Origin of the sequence: Cupriavidus nantongensis, assembly GCF_001598055.1 — a bacterium.
In the GTDB taxonomy this organism is placed as follows: domain Bacteria; phylum Pseudomonadota; class Gammaproteobacteria; order Burkholderiales; family Burkholderiaceae; genus Cupriavidus; species Cupriavidus nantongensis.
On sequence record NZ_CP014845.1, the window covers coordinates 550,216 to 565,041 of the forward strand.

9 protein-coding genes and 3 rRNA genes are annotated in these 14,826 nt (G+C 63.3%); 6 read left to right on the plus strand and 6 right to left on the minus strand.

Annotated features, from left to right (window positions below; all coding sequences use genetic code 11):
• The first annotated feature begins 75 nt into the window (after positions 1 to 75).
• Positions 76 to 1,251 (plus strand): acetyl-CoA C-acetyltransferase, encoded by a 1,176-nt coding sequence (locus A2G96_RS23775; RefSeq protein ID WP_062802677.1) that lies wholly within the window; start codon positions 76 to 78, stop codon positions 1,249 to 1,251.
• A 180-nt stretch (positions 1,252 to 1,431) separates the two neighbouring features.
• Here A2G96_RS23775 and A2G96_RS23780 read toward each other — a convergent pair whose 3' ends face one another.
• The 3 genes from A2G96_RS23780 to A2G96_RS23790 form a co-directional block, all read right to left on the minus strand.
• Positions 1,432 to 2,106, minus strand: a complete 675-nt coding sequence (locus A2G96_RS23780; RefSeq protein WP_062802678.1) for a histidine phosphatase family protein — start codon at positions 2,104 to 2,106, stop codon at positions 1,432 to 1,434.
• Between the two features lie 148 nt (positions 2,107 to 2,254).
• Complete coding sequence (locus A2G96_RS23785) at positions 2,255 to 2,941, minus strand: TetR/AcrR family transcriptional regulator (RefSeq protein WP_062804108.1); 687 nt, start codon at positions 2,939 to 2,941, stop codon at positions 2,255 to 2,257.
• Positions 2,942 to 3,074: 133 nt separating this feature from the next.
• On the minus strand, positions 3,075 to 3,977 hold the full coding sequence (locus A2G96_RS23790; RefSeq protein ID WP_082819084.1) for a LysR family transcriptional regulator: 903 nt from the start codon (positions 3,975 to 3,977) through the stop codon (positions 3,075 to 3,077).
• Between the two features lie 98 nt (positions 3,978 to 4,075).
• Here A2G96_RS23790 and A2G96_RS23795 point away from each other — a divergent pair, with 98 nt between their 5' ends.
• A complete protein-coding gene (locus A2G96_RS23795; protein ID WP_062802679.1) occupies positions 4,076 to 4,726 on the plus strand; it encodes a glutathione S-transferase family protein in 651 nt (216 codons plus the stop codon).
• A 50-nt stretch (positions 4,727 to 4,776) separates the two neighbouring features.
• Positions 4,777 to 5,751 carry a pyridoxamine 5'-phosphate oxidase family protein gene (locus A2G96_RS23800; protein ID WP_062802680.1) on the plus strand — a complete coding sequence of 325 codons (975 nt, stop codon included), beginning with the start codon at positions 4,777 to 4,779 and terminating at the stop codon, positions 5,749 to 5,751.
• Positions 5,752 to 5,785: 34 nt separating this feature from the next.
• Here the strand turns inward: A2G96_RS23800 and A2G96_RS23805 are convergent, their stop codons facing one another.
• Entirely contained in the window at positions 5,786 to 6,226 is a 441-nt protein-coding gene (locus A2G96_RS23805; protein ID WP_062804110.1) for a hypothetical protein, read from the minus strand.
• A 126-nt stretch (positions 6,227 to 6,352) separates the two neighbouring features.
• Positions 6,353 to 7,948, minus strand: a complete 1,596-nt coding sequence (locus A2G96_RS23810; RefSeq protein ID WP_062802681.1) for an exonuclease domain-containing protein — start codon at positions 7,946 to 7,948, stop codon at positions 6,353 to 6,355.
• A 486-nt stretch (positions 7,949 to 8,434) separates the two neighbouring features.
• On the opposite strand from A2G96_RS23810, the gene A2G96_RS23815 reads away from it, so the two are divergent.
• The 3 genes from A2G96_RS23815 (at position 8,435) to rrf (ending at position 13,436) form a co-directional block, all read left to right on the plus strand.
• Positions 8,435 to 9,969, plus strand: a 16S ribosomal RNA gene (locus tag A2G96_RS23815).
• Between the two features lie 335 nt (positions 9,970 to 10,304).
• Positions 10,305 to 13,208, plus strand: a 23S ribosomal RNA gene (locus A2G96_RS23820).
• Positions 13,209 to 13,323: 115 nt separating this feature from the next.
• Positions 13,324 to 13,436, plus strand: a 5S ribosomal RNA gene (rrf, locus tag A2G96_RS23825).
• Together the 16S, 23S and 5S rRNA genes form the textbook arrangement of a ribosomal RNA operon.
• An 86-nt stretch (positions 13,437 to 13,522) precedes the next feature.
• Here rrf and A2G96_RS23830 read toward each other — a convergent pair.
• Positions 13,523 to 14,671 carry an MFS transporter gene (locus tag A2G96_RS23830; RefSeq protein ID WP_062802682.1) on the minus strand — a complete coding sequence of 383 codons (1,149 nt, stop codon included), beginning with the start codon at positions 14,669 to 14,671 and terminating at the stop codon, positions 13,523 to 13,525.
• Positions 14,672 to 14,826: the final 155 nt, after the last annotated feature.

The following is a 14,826-nucleotide window of genomic DNA, read 5'->3' on the forward strand; positions in this document are numbered from 1 at the left end:
CACTGCCGGCACCCGCGCCGGCATGCTGCACAACAAGGGCTGCCCCGGCGGCCGGCACCGAACCAAGGAGATCACATGGCAGAGGCATACATCGTCGCGGCGGTCCGCACCGCCGGCGGCCGCAAGGGCGGCAAGCTGTCGGGCTGGCATCCGGCCGACCTGGCCGCGCAGGTGCTCGACGCACTGGTGGAACGCACCGGCGCCGACCCGGCGCTGGTCGAAGACGTCATCATGGGCTGCGTGAGCCAGGTCGGCGAGCAGGCCGGCAACGTCGCGCGCAATGCCATCCTGGCCTCGCGCCTGCCGGAAAGCGTGCCGGGCACCTCGGTCGACCGCCAGTGCGGTTCGTCGCAGCAGGCCCTGCACTTTGCCGCGCAGGCGGTGATGTCGGGCGCGATGGACGTCGTCATTGCCGCCGGCGTCGAAAGCATGACGCGCGTGCCGATGGGCCTGTCCTCGCAGCTGCCGGCGAAGAACGGCTTCGGCGTGCCCAAGAGCCCGGGCGTCGAGGCGCGCTACCCCGGCGTGCAATTCAGCCAGTTCACCGGCGCCGAAATGATCGCGCGCAAGTACGAGCTGTCGCGCGAGCAGCTCGACGCCTACGCGCTGCAAAGCCATCAGCGCGCCGTCGCCGCCACCAGGGCCGGCCGCTTCAGCGCCGAGATCCTGCCGGTGGAAGTGCGCACCGCCGAGGGCGCCAACGGCGAGATGCACACCACCGACGAAGGCATTCGCTACGACGCCACGCTGGAAAGCATCGGCAGCGTCAAGCTGATCGCCGAAGGCGGCCGCGTCACCGCTGCCAGCGCCAGCCAGATCTGCGACGGCGCCGCGGGCCTGATGGTGGTCAACGAGGCTGGCCTGAAGAAGCTGGGCGTCAAGCCGCTGGCGCGCGTGCACAGCATGACCGTGATCGGCCATGACCCGGTGGTGATGCTGGAAGCGCCGCTGCCGGCCACCGAGGTGGCGCTCAAGCGCGCCGGCCTGCGCATCGGCGATATCGACCTGTTCGAAGTCAACGAGGCCTTCGCGCCGGTGCCGCTGGCCTGGCTCAAGGCCACCGGCGCCGATCCGGAACGCCTGAACGTGCATGGCGGCGCGATTGCGCTGGGCCATCCGCTCGGCGGCTCCGGCGCCAAGCTGATGACCACGCTGGTGCACGCGCTGCATACGCATGGCAAGCGCTACGGCCTGCAGACCATGTGCGAAGGCGGCGGGCTGGCCAACGTGACCATCGTCGAGCGCCTGTAAAACCGCGGCGCAGCGACACAGGTGACGACAGAGAGCAGTAAAGGGAGAAGGACCGGCGGCGCGGGCATGTCAAAGTGCCCGCGCCAGCAGCCGGAGTAGAAAAAGGAATGGCCGCGAAAATCGCGGCCATTGTCATGTGAGCGGCGGAAAGCGCCGAGCGCGCAATCCGCGCAATCTGCATCAGGCGAAGGTCACGGCGCTGCGCCGGTCGGCACGCTCGAGGTGGGGCACGTTGTTGAAGCTCAGCAGCCGCTGCACGCCGCGGCCGACGATGATCTCGCAGAACGCGGTATTGCGGAACTGCAGGTTCATCTCGATCGCGGCCTGCGCCGGCGCGCCGAGCAGGTCGGCGGTGGCGCGGCCGATGGCGCCGCCCGAGCTGACCACCAGGATCGCATCCTCGCGCGTGGTGCCCTCGCTGGCCTGCGCCAGCGCGCCGGCAATGCGCGCGCCGAAGTCGGCCCAGCTCTCGGGCATCTCGGCCAAGCCGTCCTGCGTCCAGGCCGCATAGGCCGCGCGGAAGGTGCGCCAGTAGTCGTTGTAGTCGCCGTTCTGGTGGGCGCGGTGGTCGGCGCCGCCGGTGTGGCAGCGGTACAGTGCCTCGCCGTCGTATTCGTTCAGGCCGGGATGCGAGATCACCGCGGCGTGCGGCTGCCCCATGCCGGCCAGGATTTCCGTGGCGGTGTCCTGCTGGCGCACCAGCGTGCCGGCCACGACCCGGCTGAAGCTGACGCCGCGCTCGGCGAAATATTCGCCCAGCCAGCGCGCCTGCTGCCGGCCGGTGGGCGACAGGCAGTCGTAGTTGGCGGCGCCGAACGAGGCTTGTCCGTGGCGGACGAGGAAAAGCGTGGCCATGAGCGGTCCCGATAAGCAGTGAGGCGGATAGGGCTGCCTCGGCGCGGGGCCGGGCGTGGGCACATTCTAGGGAGCGCCGGCGCCACCGCCAAGCAAGCGCCGCGCAAATTCATAGCAGCCATGGCGCGGCTGCATTATCCGGACAGGGTCAGGCGGTCTCGGCCGGCCGGATGTCGAGATAGCCCGCCATCAGGCGGCTCAGCTCGGTGATCAGCCGCTCGTCGTCAAGGTGCAGCGGGCCGGAATCGTTCAGCACGGCATTGACCAGCACGCTGAAGACGGCCTGCATGGCAAAGCGCACGCGCAGTTCGGCGGTCTCGGCAGGCAGCGGCAGCCGTGGCACCAGCAACTGCACCATGCGCTCCACGATCGCTTCACCGTTCTGGCGGTGGGGCAGCCATTCCTCGGGGCGCGTGGAGGCATGGCGCAGCGACGCGCGCATCACGCCACGATTGGCCAGCGTGCCGAGCACCATGAACCTGGCGGCCTTTTCCAGCAGCACCGGCGTGGCGACATCTTCCCAGCGTTCCTGCGCCAGGTAGCGGTCGATCGAGGCCGAAGTCTCTTCCATCACCAGCGCGCGCAGCGCCTCGAAATAGGCCATCTTGTCGCGGAAGCGCCCGTAGAAGGCGCCCACCGAGACCTGGCACGCCGCTGCGATCTGCGCTACCGAGACCGCGGCAAAGTCGCGCGTGGCAAGCAGTTCGCGGCCTGCGCCGAGCAAGGCCTGTTCGGTCTCGCGCGCACGGCGCTGGCGGGGTGGCTGCAGGATCGAGGGAGTGTCGATACGGGGGAAGGAAGCGTTGGCGGGAAAGCTGGAAGGCGTCGCTGACATGGTCGTGTTTCCGTATTCGAATTCGGATTCGAATTTGAAAATACCGGTGCGCACCGCCACGCGTCAAGGGGTTTTGTCGGTTGGCCCTGCAAATGTCCCGCATGCATGCCGTCTGGCGCACGACGGTGCGCATTCAGCTGAAGCGCGGGCTCAGCTCGTCGCGCATCCAGTCGATAAAGGCGCGCGTGCGCGCCGGCAGCAGCCGCGCGTGGGGATAGATCAGCGACAGCGGCCACGCCGGCAGCTCGAAGTCTTCCAGCACGATGCGCAGCTTGCGCTCTTCCACCAGCTGCGCCACCTGGTACGACAGGAAATGGCCGAAGCCGGCACCCGCTGCGCAGGCGGCCACGGCGGGCGCGGTCTGGTTGAATTCCAGGTTGCCCGACACCGGCACATGGAACTCGCGTTCGCCGTCGCGGAACGACCACCAGTGCGCATGGTTGCCGGTGAAGCGCAGGCAGTTGGCGCCGGCCAGATCTTCCGGGTGGCGCGGCACGCCGTGCTTGCGCAGATAGGCGGGCGTGGCGACCACCACGCGGCGGATGCGGCCGACGGATTGCGCCACCAGCGTGGAGTCGGCCAGCGGGCCGATACGCACGCCCACGTCCAGGTCTTCCTCGAGCAGGTTCACCACGCGGTCGGTGAATTCCATGCGGCAGCGCACGCGCGGATAGCGCTGCACGAAGCGCGTCACCGCCGGCGCCACGTACATCTGGCCGAACAGCACCGAGGCGGTCAGCGTGAGCTGGCCGCTGGGCTCGACATGGCTCTCGGTCAGCCCCGCTTCGACTTCATCGATATTGGCCAGGATGCGCCGGCAGCCGTCCAGGTAGCTGCGCCCCTCGGCGGTCAGCGACAGCCGCCGCGTGGTGCGGTTGAGCAGCCGCACCTGCAGCTCGGATTCGAGCGCCGCCAGCGTGCGAACCACCGCCGGCAACGAGGTATGCAGGGACGCCGCGGCGGCCGTCAGGCTGCCTTCGTCGACGATCCGCACAAAGGTCTGCATCGCACGTAGCTTGTCCATGGCGCCAAACATTACTCCATTTTCTGGAGTAGTCAAATATCAACACCCCCATTTATTCCACCGTCGCCGGCGCCGAGAATCCGTCCATACCAACCGCTCAGGAGAGTGCCATGCAACAGACCAATCCCCTCGCAGTGCCCGCCAGGCCGCTGGTGCTGTACCGTTCGCCGCTGTCCGGCCACGCGCATCGCGCCGAACTGATGCTGGGGCTACTGGGCCTGCCTTACCGGCTGGTGGACGTCGACCTGCGTGGCGGCGAGCAGCGCGGCGAAGCCTTCCTGCGCCTGAACCCGTTCGGCCAGGTGCCGGTGCTGGACGACGACGGCGTGGTGCTGGGCGATTCCAACGCGATCCTGGTCTACCTGGCCACGCGCTATGACGACGGCCGCTGGCTGCCGCGCGATCCGGTCGGTGCCGCCCGCGTGCAGCGCTGGCTGTCGGTGGCGGCCGGCGAGATTGCGTTCGGCCCGGCCGCCGCCCGCCTGGGCGTGTTGTTCGGCCGGCCGGTGCCGATGGAAGATGCCGTCGCCCGCGCGCAGCGGCTGTTCACGCTGATGGAATCGGTGCTGGCCGAGGGCACGTTCCTCGCCGCCGATCACGCCACCATTGCCGATGTGGCCGCCTACAGCTATATCGCCCGCGCCGAGGAAGGCAACGTGCCGCTGGCGCCGTACCCGGCGCTCAACGCCTGGCTGCGCCGCGTCGAGGCATTGCCCGGCTTCGTGCCGATGCTGGTATCGAAGCCCAGCGTGGCCGCCTAGCCATTGCGTCCGGCGAGCGCCAAGCCTTTCCCTTAGCGAAGGAGCCAATCATGGACCTGCCCACCTGGCCGCATGCCGGCCTGCCATTCCACGCCGGCGAACTCGCGGCACAGCAGCGCGCCGGCAAGCGCGAGCGCATGGCCGCGGCGGGTCCGCGCGTGATCCGCGGCGAGATGCCGGAACAGCACCGCACGTTCTTCGCGCAACTGCCGTTCCTGCTGGCCGGCGCGGTCGATGCCGAAGGCATGCCGTGGGCCACGCTGCTGGTCGGACCGCCCGGGTTTGCGCGGACGCCGGACGCCACGCACCTGCGCATCGACGCGGTTCCGTTGCCCGGCGATCCGCTGGCCGTGGAGCTGCAGCAGGGCGCGCGCATCGGGTTGCTTGGCATCGAGCTGCCCACGCGCCGGCGCAACCGCATGAACGGGATCATCGTGGCGCGCGATCAGGCGGGGCTGACGGTGGAGGTCGAGCAGAGCTTCGGCAACTGCCCGCGCTATATCCAGCTGCGCGACGTGGCCGCGGCCGAGCCTGCCGCCGCGCCCGCAACATGGCACGGCGACGCGCTCGACGCGCATGCCAGCGCCTGGCTGCGCGGCGCCGATACGCTGTTCATCGCATCCAGCCATGTCGCGTCGCCGCAAGACGAAGGCGAGCACACCGGCGGTGTCGACGTCTCGCACCGCGGCGGCAAGCCTGGCTTTATCCGCGTGGACGACGCCCATACCCTGACCTTCCCGGATTTCAACGGCAACAACTTCTTCAACACGGTTGGCAACCTGATGGCCAACCCGCGTGCGGGCATCGTCGTGCCGGATTTTGCCGACGGTTCGCTGCTGCATGTGAATGGGCGCGCCGAAGTGATCTGGGAGGGCGAGGCCCTGGCCGCCTTCGCCGGCGCCGAGCGGCTGGTGAAGCTGCATGTCGAGCGCGTGGTGCGGCGCGAGCGCGTGCTGCCGCTGCGCTTCGCGTTCCGGGAATTCTCGCCGGTGCTGGCCGATACCGGCGCGTGGCCGGAACGCTGAGCGTGAGGGGATCAGGGTCGGGCGACGGCGCGGTTCAGCCGCGCGTCCGGTATTTGAGCGCGGCGCAGCGGCCGGCCAGCGCGGTGATGCAGCAGGCGTCGCCGCGCCACTCGCCGCCGGTCACGATGCCATGGGGATCGGCCACCAGCTTGCGCTGGCATTGCGCCGGCACAGGTGTGCGCTCCATGCCGGCATCGCGCGGTCCGCTGCCTGGCGGCCGCGCGACCGGCACGGAATCGGTCCAGACGTAGGCGGTGCCGGCGGGAAGCGCCTGCACGGCCTGCGGAGGGCCCCACTGGCGCTTCGCCTCTTCGATGGGAATGTTCCTCCAGGAATCGATGACGTCTTGCATCGCGCCCGTCCCGATGCCGGCGCAGGCCGACGCCAAAGTGGCCGCGCAGAGGACCGCGATGTGCGCATGCCTGCACGCCGCGGCTCGGGAGGCAGACGCTAATCGGGCAGGGCTGGCGGGCATGGGGCTCCACATCGGCGCGGCCGGCGGCATGGACCGGCCTGTGCAGACTAGTAGAGCCGTTGCATCGTTTGCAAGGGGCTTTTGGGGCTTGGCGTACAGAGTGCCATGGCTCGCTGCCGGGCAGGCTTACTCTGCAAACAAGCCCAGGGTTTGCTGTCCTGCGATGGCGGAGGACTTGCGCGCGGCAGGCGTCGACACCGTGCGTGCAGGACGTGGGGTATCAGCGGGCGTCTCCGGCGCGGTCAGCGTGAAATCCCGCCGTACGGACAGCGGCACCGCGTCCGGCATCCATTGCTCCCGGCGCGGCGCCAGGATCTGGTAGGTGTCCAGGTCGAAATGCGCGGGTGCGGCGGCCAGTGCGCAGGCTTCTTCCAGCGAGTCCGCGCAGCCCAGGTAGCACCACTCGTCCACCACATGCCACCAGGCGCGCGCGCCGTGTTGCTCGCGCCAGGCCACCGGGCCGTCGAACGGCCATGGCACCAGCGCGATCGGCCCCAGCGCGGCGGCCACCCGGGCACGATGCTCGCGCGACGATTCCACGCCGACGCAGGCGCCGGCGCAGCGGTGGACTTGTCGCGCAAAGCAGGGGCTGCCACGGCGCGTGGTCTTTTCCAGCGACAGCGTGGCCATGCACAGTCCGTGCTCCTCGGCCAGCGCGCGCAGCCGTGCCTCGGCCGCGCCACGGCTGCCGAAGACGCCGAACAGGTCGCGATGCCGGCAGAAGTCCGTGTTCCGATCCGAGCGCAGGCGCGGCACCGGCAACTGCTGCGGCAGCTCCCAGGCGTACAGGCGGGTATTCCGGCGCAGCAGCTGGTTGTGCACCGGCTGCATCGCCTTGACCAGCCGGGCTTCCAGCAATAGCGCGCCGGTTTCGCCGCCGGTTTCCCGCCATTCGACCCGGCGCACCAGCCGCGCCAGCCGCATATCCTTGCCGTAGCGGTAGTCGCCGGAAAAATGCGCGCCGATGCGCTGGCGCAGGTGCACGCTCTTGCCGATATAGAGCGGCACGTCCTGGTCGCCATAGAAGATATAGACGCCCGGCGCCGCGGGCACGTCTTCGAGCGCGGTCTCTTCCAGGCCAGCCGGCAGGCTGGCGCGCCGCACCAGCGTGCGCACCGCAGCTTCCACCAGGTCGACCGTATAGGTGGCATGGATCTTCTGCCAGAACTGCCACAGCAGCTCGGCATCGGCCAGCGCGCGGTGCCGGCCCTTGGGCGTCAGGCCGAAGCGGGCGATCAGCGCGTCCAGGCCATGGCGCTCGACCGACGGGTACAGCGAGCGCGAGAGCCTGACGGTGCACAGCACGTCGGCCCGGAACGTCACACCGGCGCGCCGGAACGCGTTCTTCAGGAAGCCGTAGTCGAAGCGTGCGTTATGGGCCACGAACAGGCGGCCCTGCAGGCGCTCGGCGAGCGACTCGGCCAGGGATTCGAAGGTCGGCTGCCCGCGCACCATGTCGTCGCTGATGCCGGTCATGCGCTGGATAAACGGCGGGATCGACATGCCGGGGTCGAGCAGGGTGTCCCATTCGACAATACCGTCCGGGCCAACTTCCACCACGCCGATCTCGGTGATGCGGTCACGCTGGGCGTCCGCGCCAGTGGTCTCCAGGTCCACAAAGACGATAGGGCGCGACAGTGCGGCGGCCAGCGACTGGGCGTCCAGCAGGCGGGTACCGTCTGCTGGCAGGCGCGACGGTTGATAGGTAGGCAGGTCAGGCATTTGCCGATTTTAAGGGGCCGCCGATGGCGGCACGAAGAAGTTTTCAAATACCCCTTGCCAACCCCGCCGGGCTCGCTTACTATTCGCCCCCTCGCAACACAACGCGGCCCCTGCAAGGCAGGCGCAGCAAGGGTTGCGGGGTCGGCCGGAAGGTTGGCGCAGCGAGGTTCGCAGCGCCGACGGCAGCAAAAAAGATTGCTGCAAACGGTTGACGAAACGAAGAAAGCTCTGCATAATCTCGTTTCTCTGCTGCTGACAACGCAGCGCGCTGAACGGCAAAGCCGGTGAGCGAAGTTCTTTAACAAACAAACAACCGATAAGTGTGGGCGCTTGATAGCGGATGCGAAAGACTTCGGTCTTTTAGCTTAAAAGTTATACAGTGCTCGCACAGCAAAACGTGACTGGGTCTTCGGATCTGGTCAGTCAGTTTTCTGAGAGTGAGCGACCGCTCGAAAGAGCGAGGGTCTACGGACCCACACAGAGATTGAACTGAAGAGTTTGATCCTGGCTCAGATTGAACGCTGGCGGCATGCCTTACACATGCAAGTCGAACGGCAGCGCGGGCTTCGGCCTGGCGGCGAGTGGCGAACGGGTGAGTAATACATCGGAACGTGCCCTGTCGTGGGGGATAACTAGTCGAAAGATTAGCTAATACCGCATACGACCCGAGGGTGAAAGCGGGGGACCGCAAACGGCCTCGCGCGATAGGAGCGGCCGATGTCTGATTAGCTAGTTGGTGGGGTAAAGGCCTACCAAGGCGACGATCAGTAGCTGGTCTGAGAGGACGATCAGCCACACTGGGACTGAGACACGGCCCAGACTCCTACGGGAGGCAGCAGTGGGGAATTTTGGACAATGGGGGCAACCCTGATCCAGCAATGCCGCGTGTGTGAAGAAGGCCTTCGGGTTGTAAAGCACTTTTGTCCGGAAAGAAATGGCCTGGGCTAATACCCCGGGTCGATGACGGTACCGGAAGAATAAGCACCGGCTAACTACGTGCCAGCAGCCGCGGTAATACGTAGGGTGCGAGCGTTAATCGGAATTACTGGGCGTAAAGCGTGCGCAGGCGGTTTGATAAGACAGGCGTGAAATCCCCGGGCTCAACCTGGGAATGGCGCTTGTGACTGTCAGGCTAGAGTGCGTCAGAGGGGGGTAGAATTCCACGTGTAGCAGTGAAATGCGTAGAGATGTGGAGGAATACCGATGGCGAAGGCAGCCCCCTGGGACGTGACTGACGCTCATGCACGAAAGCGTGGGGAGCAAACAGGATTAGATACCCTGGTAGTCCACGCCCTAAACGATGTCAACTAGTTGTTGGGGATTCATTTCTTCAGTAACGTAGCTAACGCGTGAAGTTGACCGCCTGGGGAGTACGGTCGCAAGATTAAAACTCAAAGGAATTGACGGGGACCCGCACAAGCGGTGGATGATGTGGATTAATTCGATGCAACGCGAAAAACCTTACCTACCCTTGACATGCCACTAACGAAGCAGAGATGCATCAGGTGCCCGAAAGGGAAAGTGGACACAGGTGCTGCATGGCTGTCGTCAGCTCGTGTCGTGAGATGTTGGGTTAAGTCCCGCAACGAGCGCAACCCTTGTCTCTAGTTGCTACGAAAGGGCACTCTAGAGAGACTGCCGGTGACAAACCCGGAGGAAGGTGGGGATGACGTCAAGTCCTCATGGCCCTTATGGGTAGGGCTTCACACGTCATACAATGGTGCGTACAGAGGGTTGCCAACCCGCGAGGGGGAGCTAATCCCAGAAAACGCATCGTAGTCCGGATCGTAGTCTGCAACTCGACTACGTGAAGCTGGAATCGCTAGTAATCGCGGATCAGCATGCCGCGGTGAATACGTTCCCGGGTCTTGTACACACCGCCCGTCACACCATGGGAGTGGGTTTTGCCAGAAGTAGTTAGCCTAACCGCAAGGAGGGCGATTACCACGGCAGGGTTCATGACTGGGGTGAAGTCGTAACAAGGTAGCCGTATCGGAAGGTGCGGCTGGATCACCTCCTTTCAGAGCGTGCAGCCAACGTTGAGCGTCCACACTTATCGGTAGTTTGTTGGTTAAGGCCAGATGGCCAAATGCAAGCGCTTAAGCTTTGAGCGTTTGCATTTGGCATTGCCAAGCGAGCGCGGGTCTGACCTGCGGATCGGCTGTTCTTTAACAATATGGGATGTAGTAAAGGTGTCGCGGTGCTTTGATGAGAAGCACAGTAGTTGAACGCGATACCGGGTTGTGATTGTATCAACCAAATGTATTTTAAAGTGATCGAAAGATGACTTGGAATACGGCACAAATGCGAGAACTCAACCTGTAGTGAGCGTGTCGATGAGACACACTTGTTATAGGGTCAAGCGAACAAGTGCATGTGGTGGATGCCTTGGCGATCACAGGCGATGAAGGACGCGGTAGCCTGCGAAAAGCTTCGGGGAGCTGGCAAACGAGCTTTGATCCGGAGATGTCCGAATGGGGAAACCCGGCCCGTATGGGTCATCCCACACTGAATCCATAGGTGTGGGAAGCGAACGCGGCGAACTGAAACATCTAAGTAGCTGCAGGAACAGAAATCAACCGAGATTCCCAAAGTAGTGGCGAACGAAATGGGAACAGCCTTGTACTCTTTAGCAGTGGTGTTAGCAGAACGGGATGGAAAGCCCGGCCATAGCAGGTGATAGCCCTGTATGCGAAAACACGATTGTGGAACTAGGTGTACGACAAGTAGGGCGGGACACGTGAAATCCTGTCTGAAGATGGGGGGACCATCCTCCAAGGCTAAATACTCGTGATCGACCGATAGTGAACCAGTACCGTGAGGGAAAGGCGAAAAGAACCCCGGGAGGGGAGTGAAATAGATCCTGAAACCGCATGCATACAAACAGTCGGAGCCCTTTCGGGGGTGACGGCGTACCTTTTGTATAATGGGTCAGCGACTTACATTCAGTGGCAAGCTTAACCGGTTAGGGAAGGCGTAGCGAAAGCGAGTCCGAACAGGGCGTTGAGTCGCTGGGTGTAGACCCGAAACCAGATGATCTATCCATGGCCAGGTTGAAGGTGCGGTAACACGTACTGGAGGACCGAACCCACTAACGTTGAAAAGTTAGGGGATGAGCTGTGGATAGGGGTGAAAGGCTAAACAAATCTGGAAATAGCTGGTTCTCTCCGAAAACTATTTAGGTAGTGCCTCGTGTCTCACCTTCGGGGGTAGAGCACTGTCATGGTTGGGGGGTCTATTGCTGATTACCCCGCCATAGCAAACTCCGAATACCGAAGAGTGCAATCACGGGAGACAGACATCGGGTGCTAACGTCCGGTGTCAAGAGGGAAACAACCCAGACCGCCAGCTAAGGTCCCAAAGATTGGCTAAGTGGGAAACGAAGTGGGAAGGCTAAAACAGTCAGGAGGTTGGCTTAGAAGCAGCCCCAGTCACCGAAGCTGCGGACGCGTGCGTTCCTTTAAGTGCACCAAGCTTGTCGATGCGCAGCATCGACAAAGCCACCAACAATGATCGCTGGTGGTCGTGCTAGTGGATTTAAAGGAGCGCACGCGTGGTAGGAGAGCGTTCTGTAAGCCTGTGAAGGTGTCTTGTAAAGGATGCTGGAGGTATCAGAAGTGCGAATGCTGACATGAGTAGCGATAAAGGGGGTGAAAGGCCCCCTCGCCGTAAGCCCAAGGTTTCCTACGCAACGTTCATCGGCGTAGGGTGAGTCGGCCCCTAAGGCGAGGCAGAGATGCGTAGCTGATGGGAAGCAGGTTAATATTCCTGCACCGTCGTATGATGCGATGGGGGGACGGATCGCGGAAGGTTCTCCGGGTGTTGGAAGTCCCGGTCCCTGTAGTGGAGAAGGCGCTTAGGCAAATCCGGGCGCGTAATTCAAGGCTACGGGGCGAGCGGCCTAGTGCTGCGAAGCAATTGGAAGTGGTTCCAAGAAAAGCCTCTAAGCTTCAGTCATACGAGACCGTACCGCAAACCGACACAGGTGGGCGAGATGAGTATTCTAAGGCGCTTGAGAGAACTCGGGAGAAGGAACTCGGCAAATTGGTACCGTAACTTCGGGATAAGGTACGCCCTGGTAGCTTGACTGGCCTGCGCCAGAAGGGTGAAGGGGTTGCAATAAAATGGTGGCTGCGACTGTTTAATAAAAACACAGCACTCTGCAAACACGAAAGTGGACGTATAGGGTGTGACGCCTGCCCGGTGCCGGAAGATTAAATGATGGGGTGCAAGCTCTTGATTGAAGTCCCGGTAAACGGCGGCCGTAACTATAACGGTCCTAAGGTAGCGAAATTCCTTGTCGGGTAAGTTCCGACCTGCACGAATGGCGTAACGATGGCCACACTGTCTCCTCCCGAGACTCAGCGAAGTTGAAGTGTTTGTGATGATGCAATCTCCCCGCGGCTAGACGGAAAGACCCCATGAACCTTTACTGTAGCTTTGCATTGGACTTTGAACCGATCTGTGTAGGATAGGTGGGAGGCTTTGAAGCGTGGACGCCAGTTCACGTGGAGCCGTCCTTGAAATACCACCCTGGTTTGTTTGAGGTTCTAACCTTGGCCCGTGAATCCGGGTCGGGGACAGTGCATGGTAGGCAGTTTGACTGGGGCGGTCTCCTCCCAAAGTGTAACGGAGGAGTTCGAAGGTACGCTTGGTACGGTCGGACATCGTACCTAAAGTGCAATGGCAAAAGCGTGCTTAACTGCGAGACCGACAAGTCGAGCAGGTGCGAAAGCAGGACATAGTGATCCGGTGGTTCTGAATGGAAGGGCCATCGCTCAACGGATAAAAGGTACTCTGGGGATAACAGGCTGATACCGCCCAAGAGTTCATATCGACGGCGGTGTTTGGCACCTCGATGTCGGCTCATCTCATCCTGGGGCTGTAGCCGGTCCCAAGGGTATGGCTGTTCGCCATTTAAAGAGGTACGTGAGCTGGGTTTAAAACGTCGTGAGACAGTTTGGTCCCTATCTGCCGTGGGCGTTGGAATCTTGACGGGGGCTGCTCCTAGTACGAGAGGACCGGAGTGGACGTACCGCTGGTGTACCTGTTGTCTCGCCAGAGGCATCGCAGGGTAGCTATGTACGGAAGAGATAACCGCTGAAAGCATCTAAGCGGGAAACTCGCCTGAAGATGAGGATTCCCTGGAGGCTTGACCTCCTTGAAGGGTCGTTCGAGACCAGGACGTTGATAGGCTGGGTGTGGAAGCGCAGTAATGCGTTAAGCTAACCAGTACTAATTGCCCGTAAGGCTTGATCCTATAACCAGTGTGTTTCACCTGGTTGAGCGTCGCCTTGTGCCTCGATACACGCACAACCAACACTACATCCCGATTCGTGATGCTGGCCTCAACCCCAGCGTCACAACCCCTCATGCCTGGTGACCATAGCGAGCCGGAACCACCCCTTCCCATCCCGAACAGGACCGTGAAACAGCTCCGCGCCGATGATAGTGCGGATTCCCGTGTGAAAGTAGGTCATCGCCAGGCTCTTATTGTGCAAAACCCCTCGACAGCGTGTGCTGCGAGGGGTTTTGTCTTTGGCGCGGCAAAAACGCTGCGCTCTTTATTGCCTGCTAAAACTGCCGGTGCCGTACCGTGGCACTGACGATGGCGCCAGTCAGACAGATTCCGCCGAGCAACGCCGCGGCCGGCGTGACACCGTATGTCGCCGACGCGCTTGCAGCGACCGGCAACAGCATCAGCACGGCAACGTTATTGACGCTTTCCGACACCGCGAGCACCTTTCCTTTATGTGCACCAGCCCTTTGCGCGAGGATTGCGGTGCTCGCAGGTGCGGCGATCCCTAGCGCAGCTCCCCAGGTCAGCAGACATCCCAGCGCCGCCGGCAACCCCATAGCGGCCGTCAGGAACAATGTCATGGACGCTGCCACAACGATGGTGGCCATGACCAAGGTGTTTTCTTCGCGCCAGTAACGCCGGCTGGCATGTCCTGCCAGCATATTGCCGATGCCCAGCCCCAGGCCGAATACGGAAACGGCAATGCCGACGGCTCCCAGCTCCAGCCCATAACGCATCCGCAGCACTTCTCCCGCAAAGACATAGCCTGCTACTGCGCTGCCATTCCAGGCACCTTTTGCAAGCAGAAGGCGGAAGATGCCGGCGCCAGCCTTCTTGTTGGAAGTCAGGTCCTCAGTGGCGCAGGCGCGTGGCAAATCCCGCGGAATCACGCGCCGGCCTGCTGCGAAGGCCGCAAGGCAACTGACGGAGATCACCAGAAACGGCGCGCGCCAGCCCCAGGCCTCGGTTAGCAATCCGGCCACCGCCGGACCAGCTGCGATCCCCGCCGTCATGCCAAGCATGACGCCACCCATGGCGCCGGCTTGTTTCGCCGGCTCAATCCGATCGGCAATCAGGGCGAAGACGGTCGGGATGGTCGCGGCTGCGGCCAGGCCGCCAAGAATTCGCAGCGCCATGGCCGCCTGCAGTGTCGGCACCAGCGTCAGCGCAGTGCTATCCGCCGCGAACAGCAGCATGGCAGCGAGCAGCACCTTGCGGCGTCCGGCGCGATCCGAGAGCCAACCCATCAACGGCGCCGCCGCGGCGTAGGACAAGGCGTAGGCCGAGACCAGTCCCGACGCATGCGCCGCAGACGTGTTAAAGGCCGAAGCGAGCGGGGCCAGCATCGGCGCGAGCATAAACTCCGCGGCCCCGACCATGCAGACGGCAAGGGCCAGGACGGGCAGAAGGAACGGCGATGGCATGCGGAAACTCCGGGTGAGATGACGGACAGCCGAAGCGCGCGTCGAGACGGCAACGCGATGGCATCGATGGCTAAAACCAGCTAAATCGGGGAATTGAGCGGCGCCACGGAGTCGGGCGCAGACATAAGCGGCGCGCGGGGGCACCAGTCAGGCGG

Excerpts from the sequence above, each read along its gene's own strand:
- A2G96_RS23775 (WP_062802677.1), top strand. The coding sequence starts at position 76 with ATGGCAGAGGCATACATCGTCGCGGCGGTCCGCACCGCCGGCGGCCGC.
- A2G96_RS23780 (WP_062802678.1), bottom strand. The coding sequence starts at position 2,106 with ATGGCCACGCTTTTCCTCGTCCGCCACGGACAAGCCTCGTTCGGCGCC.
- A2G96_RS23785 (WP_062804108.1), bottom strand. The coding sequence starts at position 2,941 with ATGTCAGCGACGCCTTCCAGCTTTCCCGCCAACGCTTCCTTCCCCCGT.
- A2G96_RS23790 (WP_082819084.1), bottom strand. The coding sequence starts at position 3,977 with ATGTTTGGCGCCATGGACAAGCTACGTGCGATGCAGACCTTTGTGCGG.
- A2G96_RS23795 (WP_062802679.1), top strand. The coding sequence starts at position 4,076 with ATGCAACAGACCAATCCCCTCGCAGTGCCCGCCAGGCCGCTGGTGCTG.
- A2G96_RS23800 (WP_062802680.1), top strand. The coding sequence starts at position 4,777 with ATGGACCTGCCCACCTGGCCGCATGCCGGCCTGCCATTCCACGCCGGC.
- A2G96_RS23805 (WP_062804110.1), bottom strand. The coding sequence starts at position 6,226 with ATGCCCGCCAGCCCTGCCCGATTAGCGTCTGCCTCCCGAGCCGCGGCG.
- A2G96_RS23810 (WP_062802681.1), bottom strand. The coding sequence starts at position 7,948 with ATGCCTGACCTGCCTACCTATCAACCGTCGCGCCTGCCAGCAGACGGT.
- A2G96_RS23830 (WP_062802682.1), bottom strand. The coding sequence starts at position 14,671 with ATGCCATCGCCGTTCCTTCTGCCCGTCCTGGCCCTTGCCGTCTGCATG.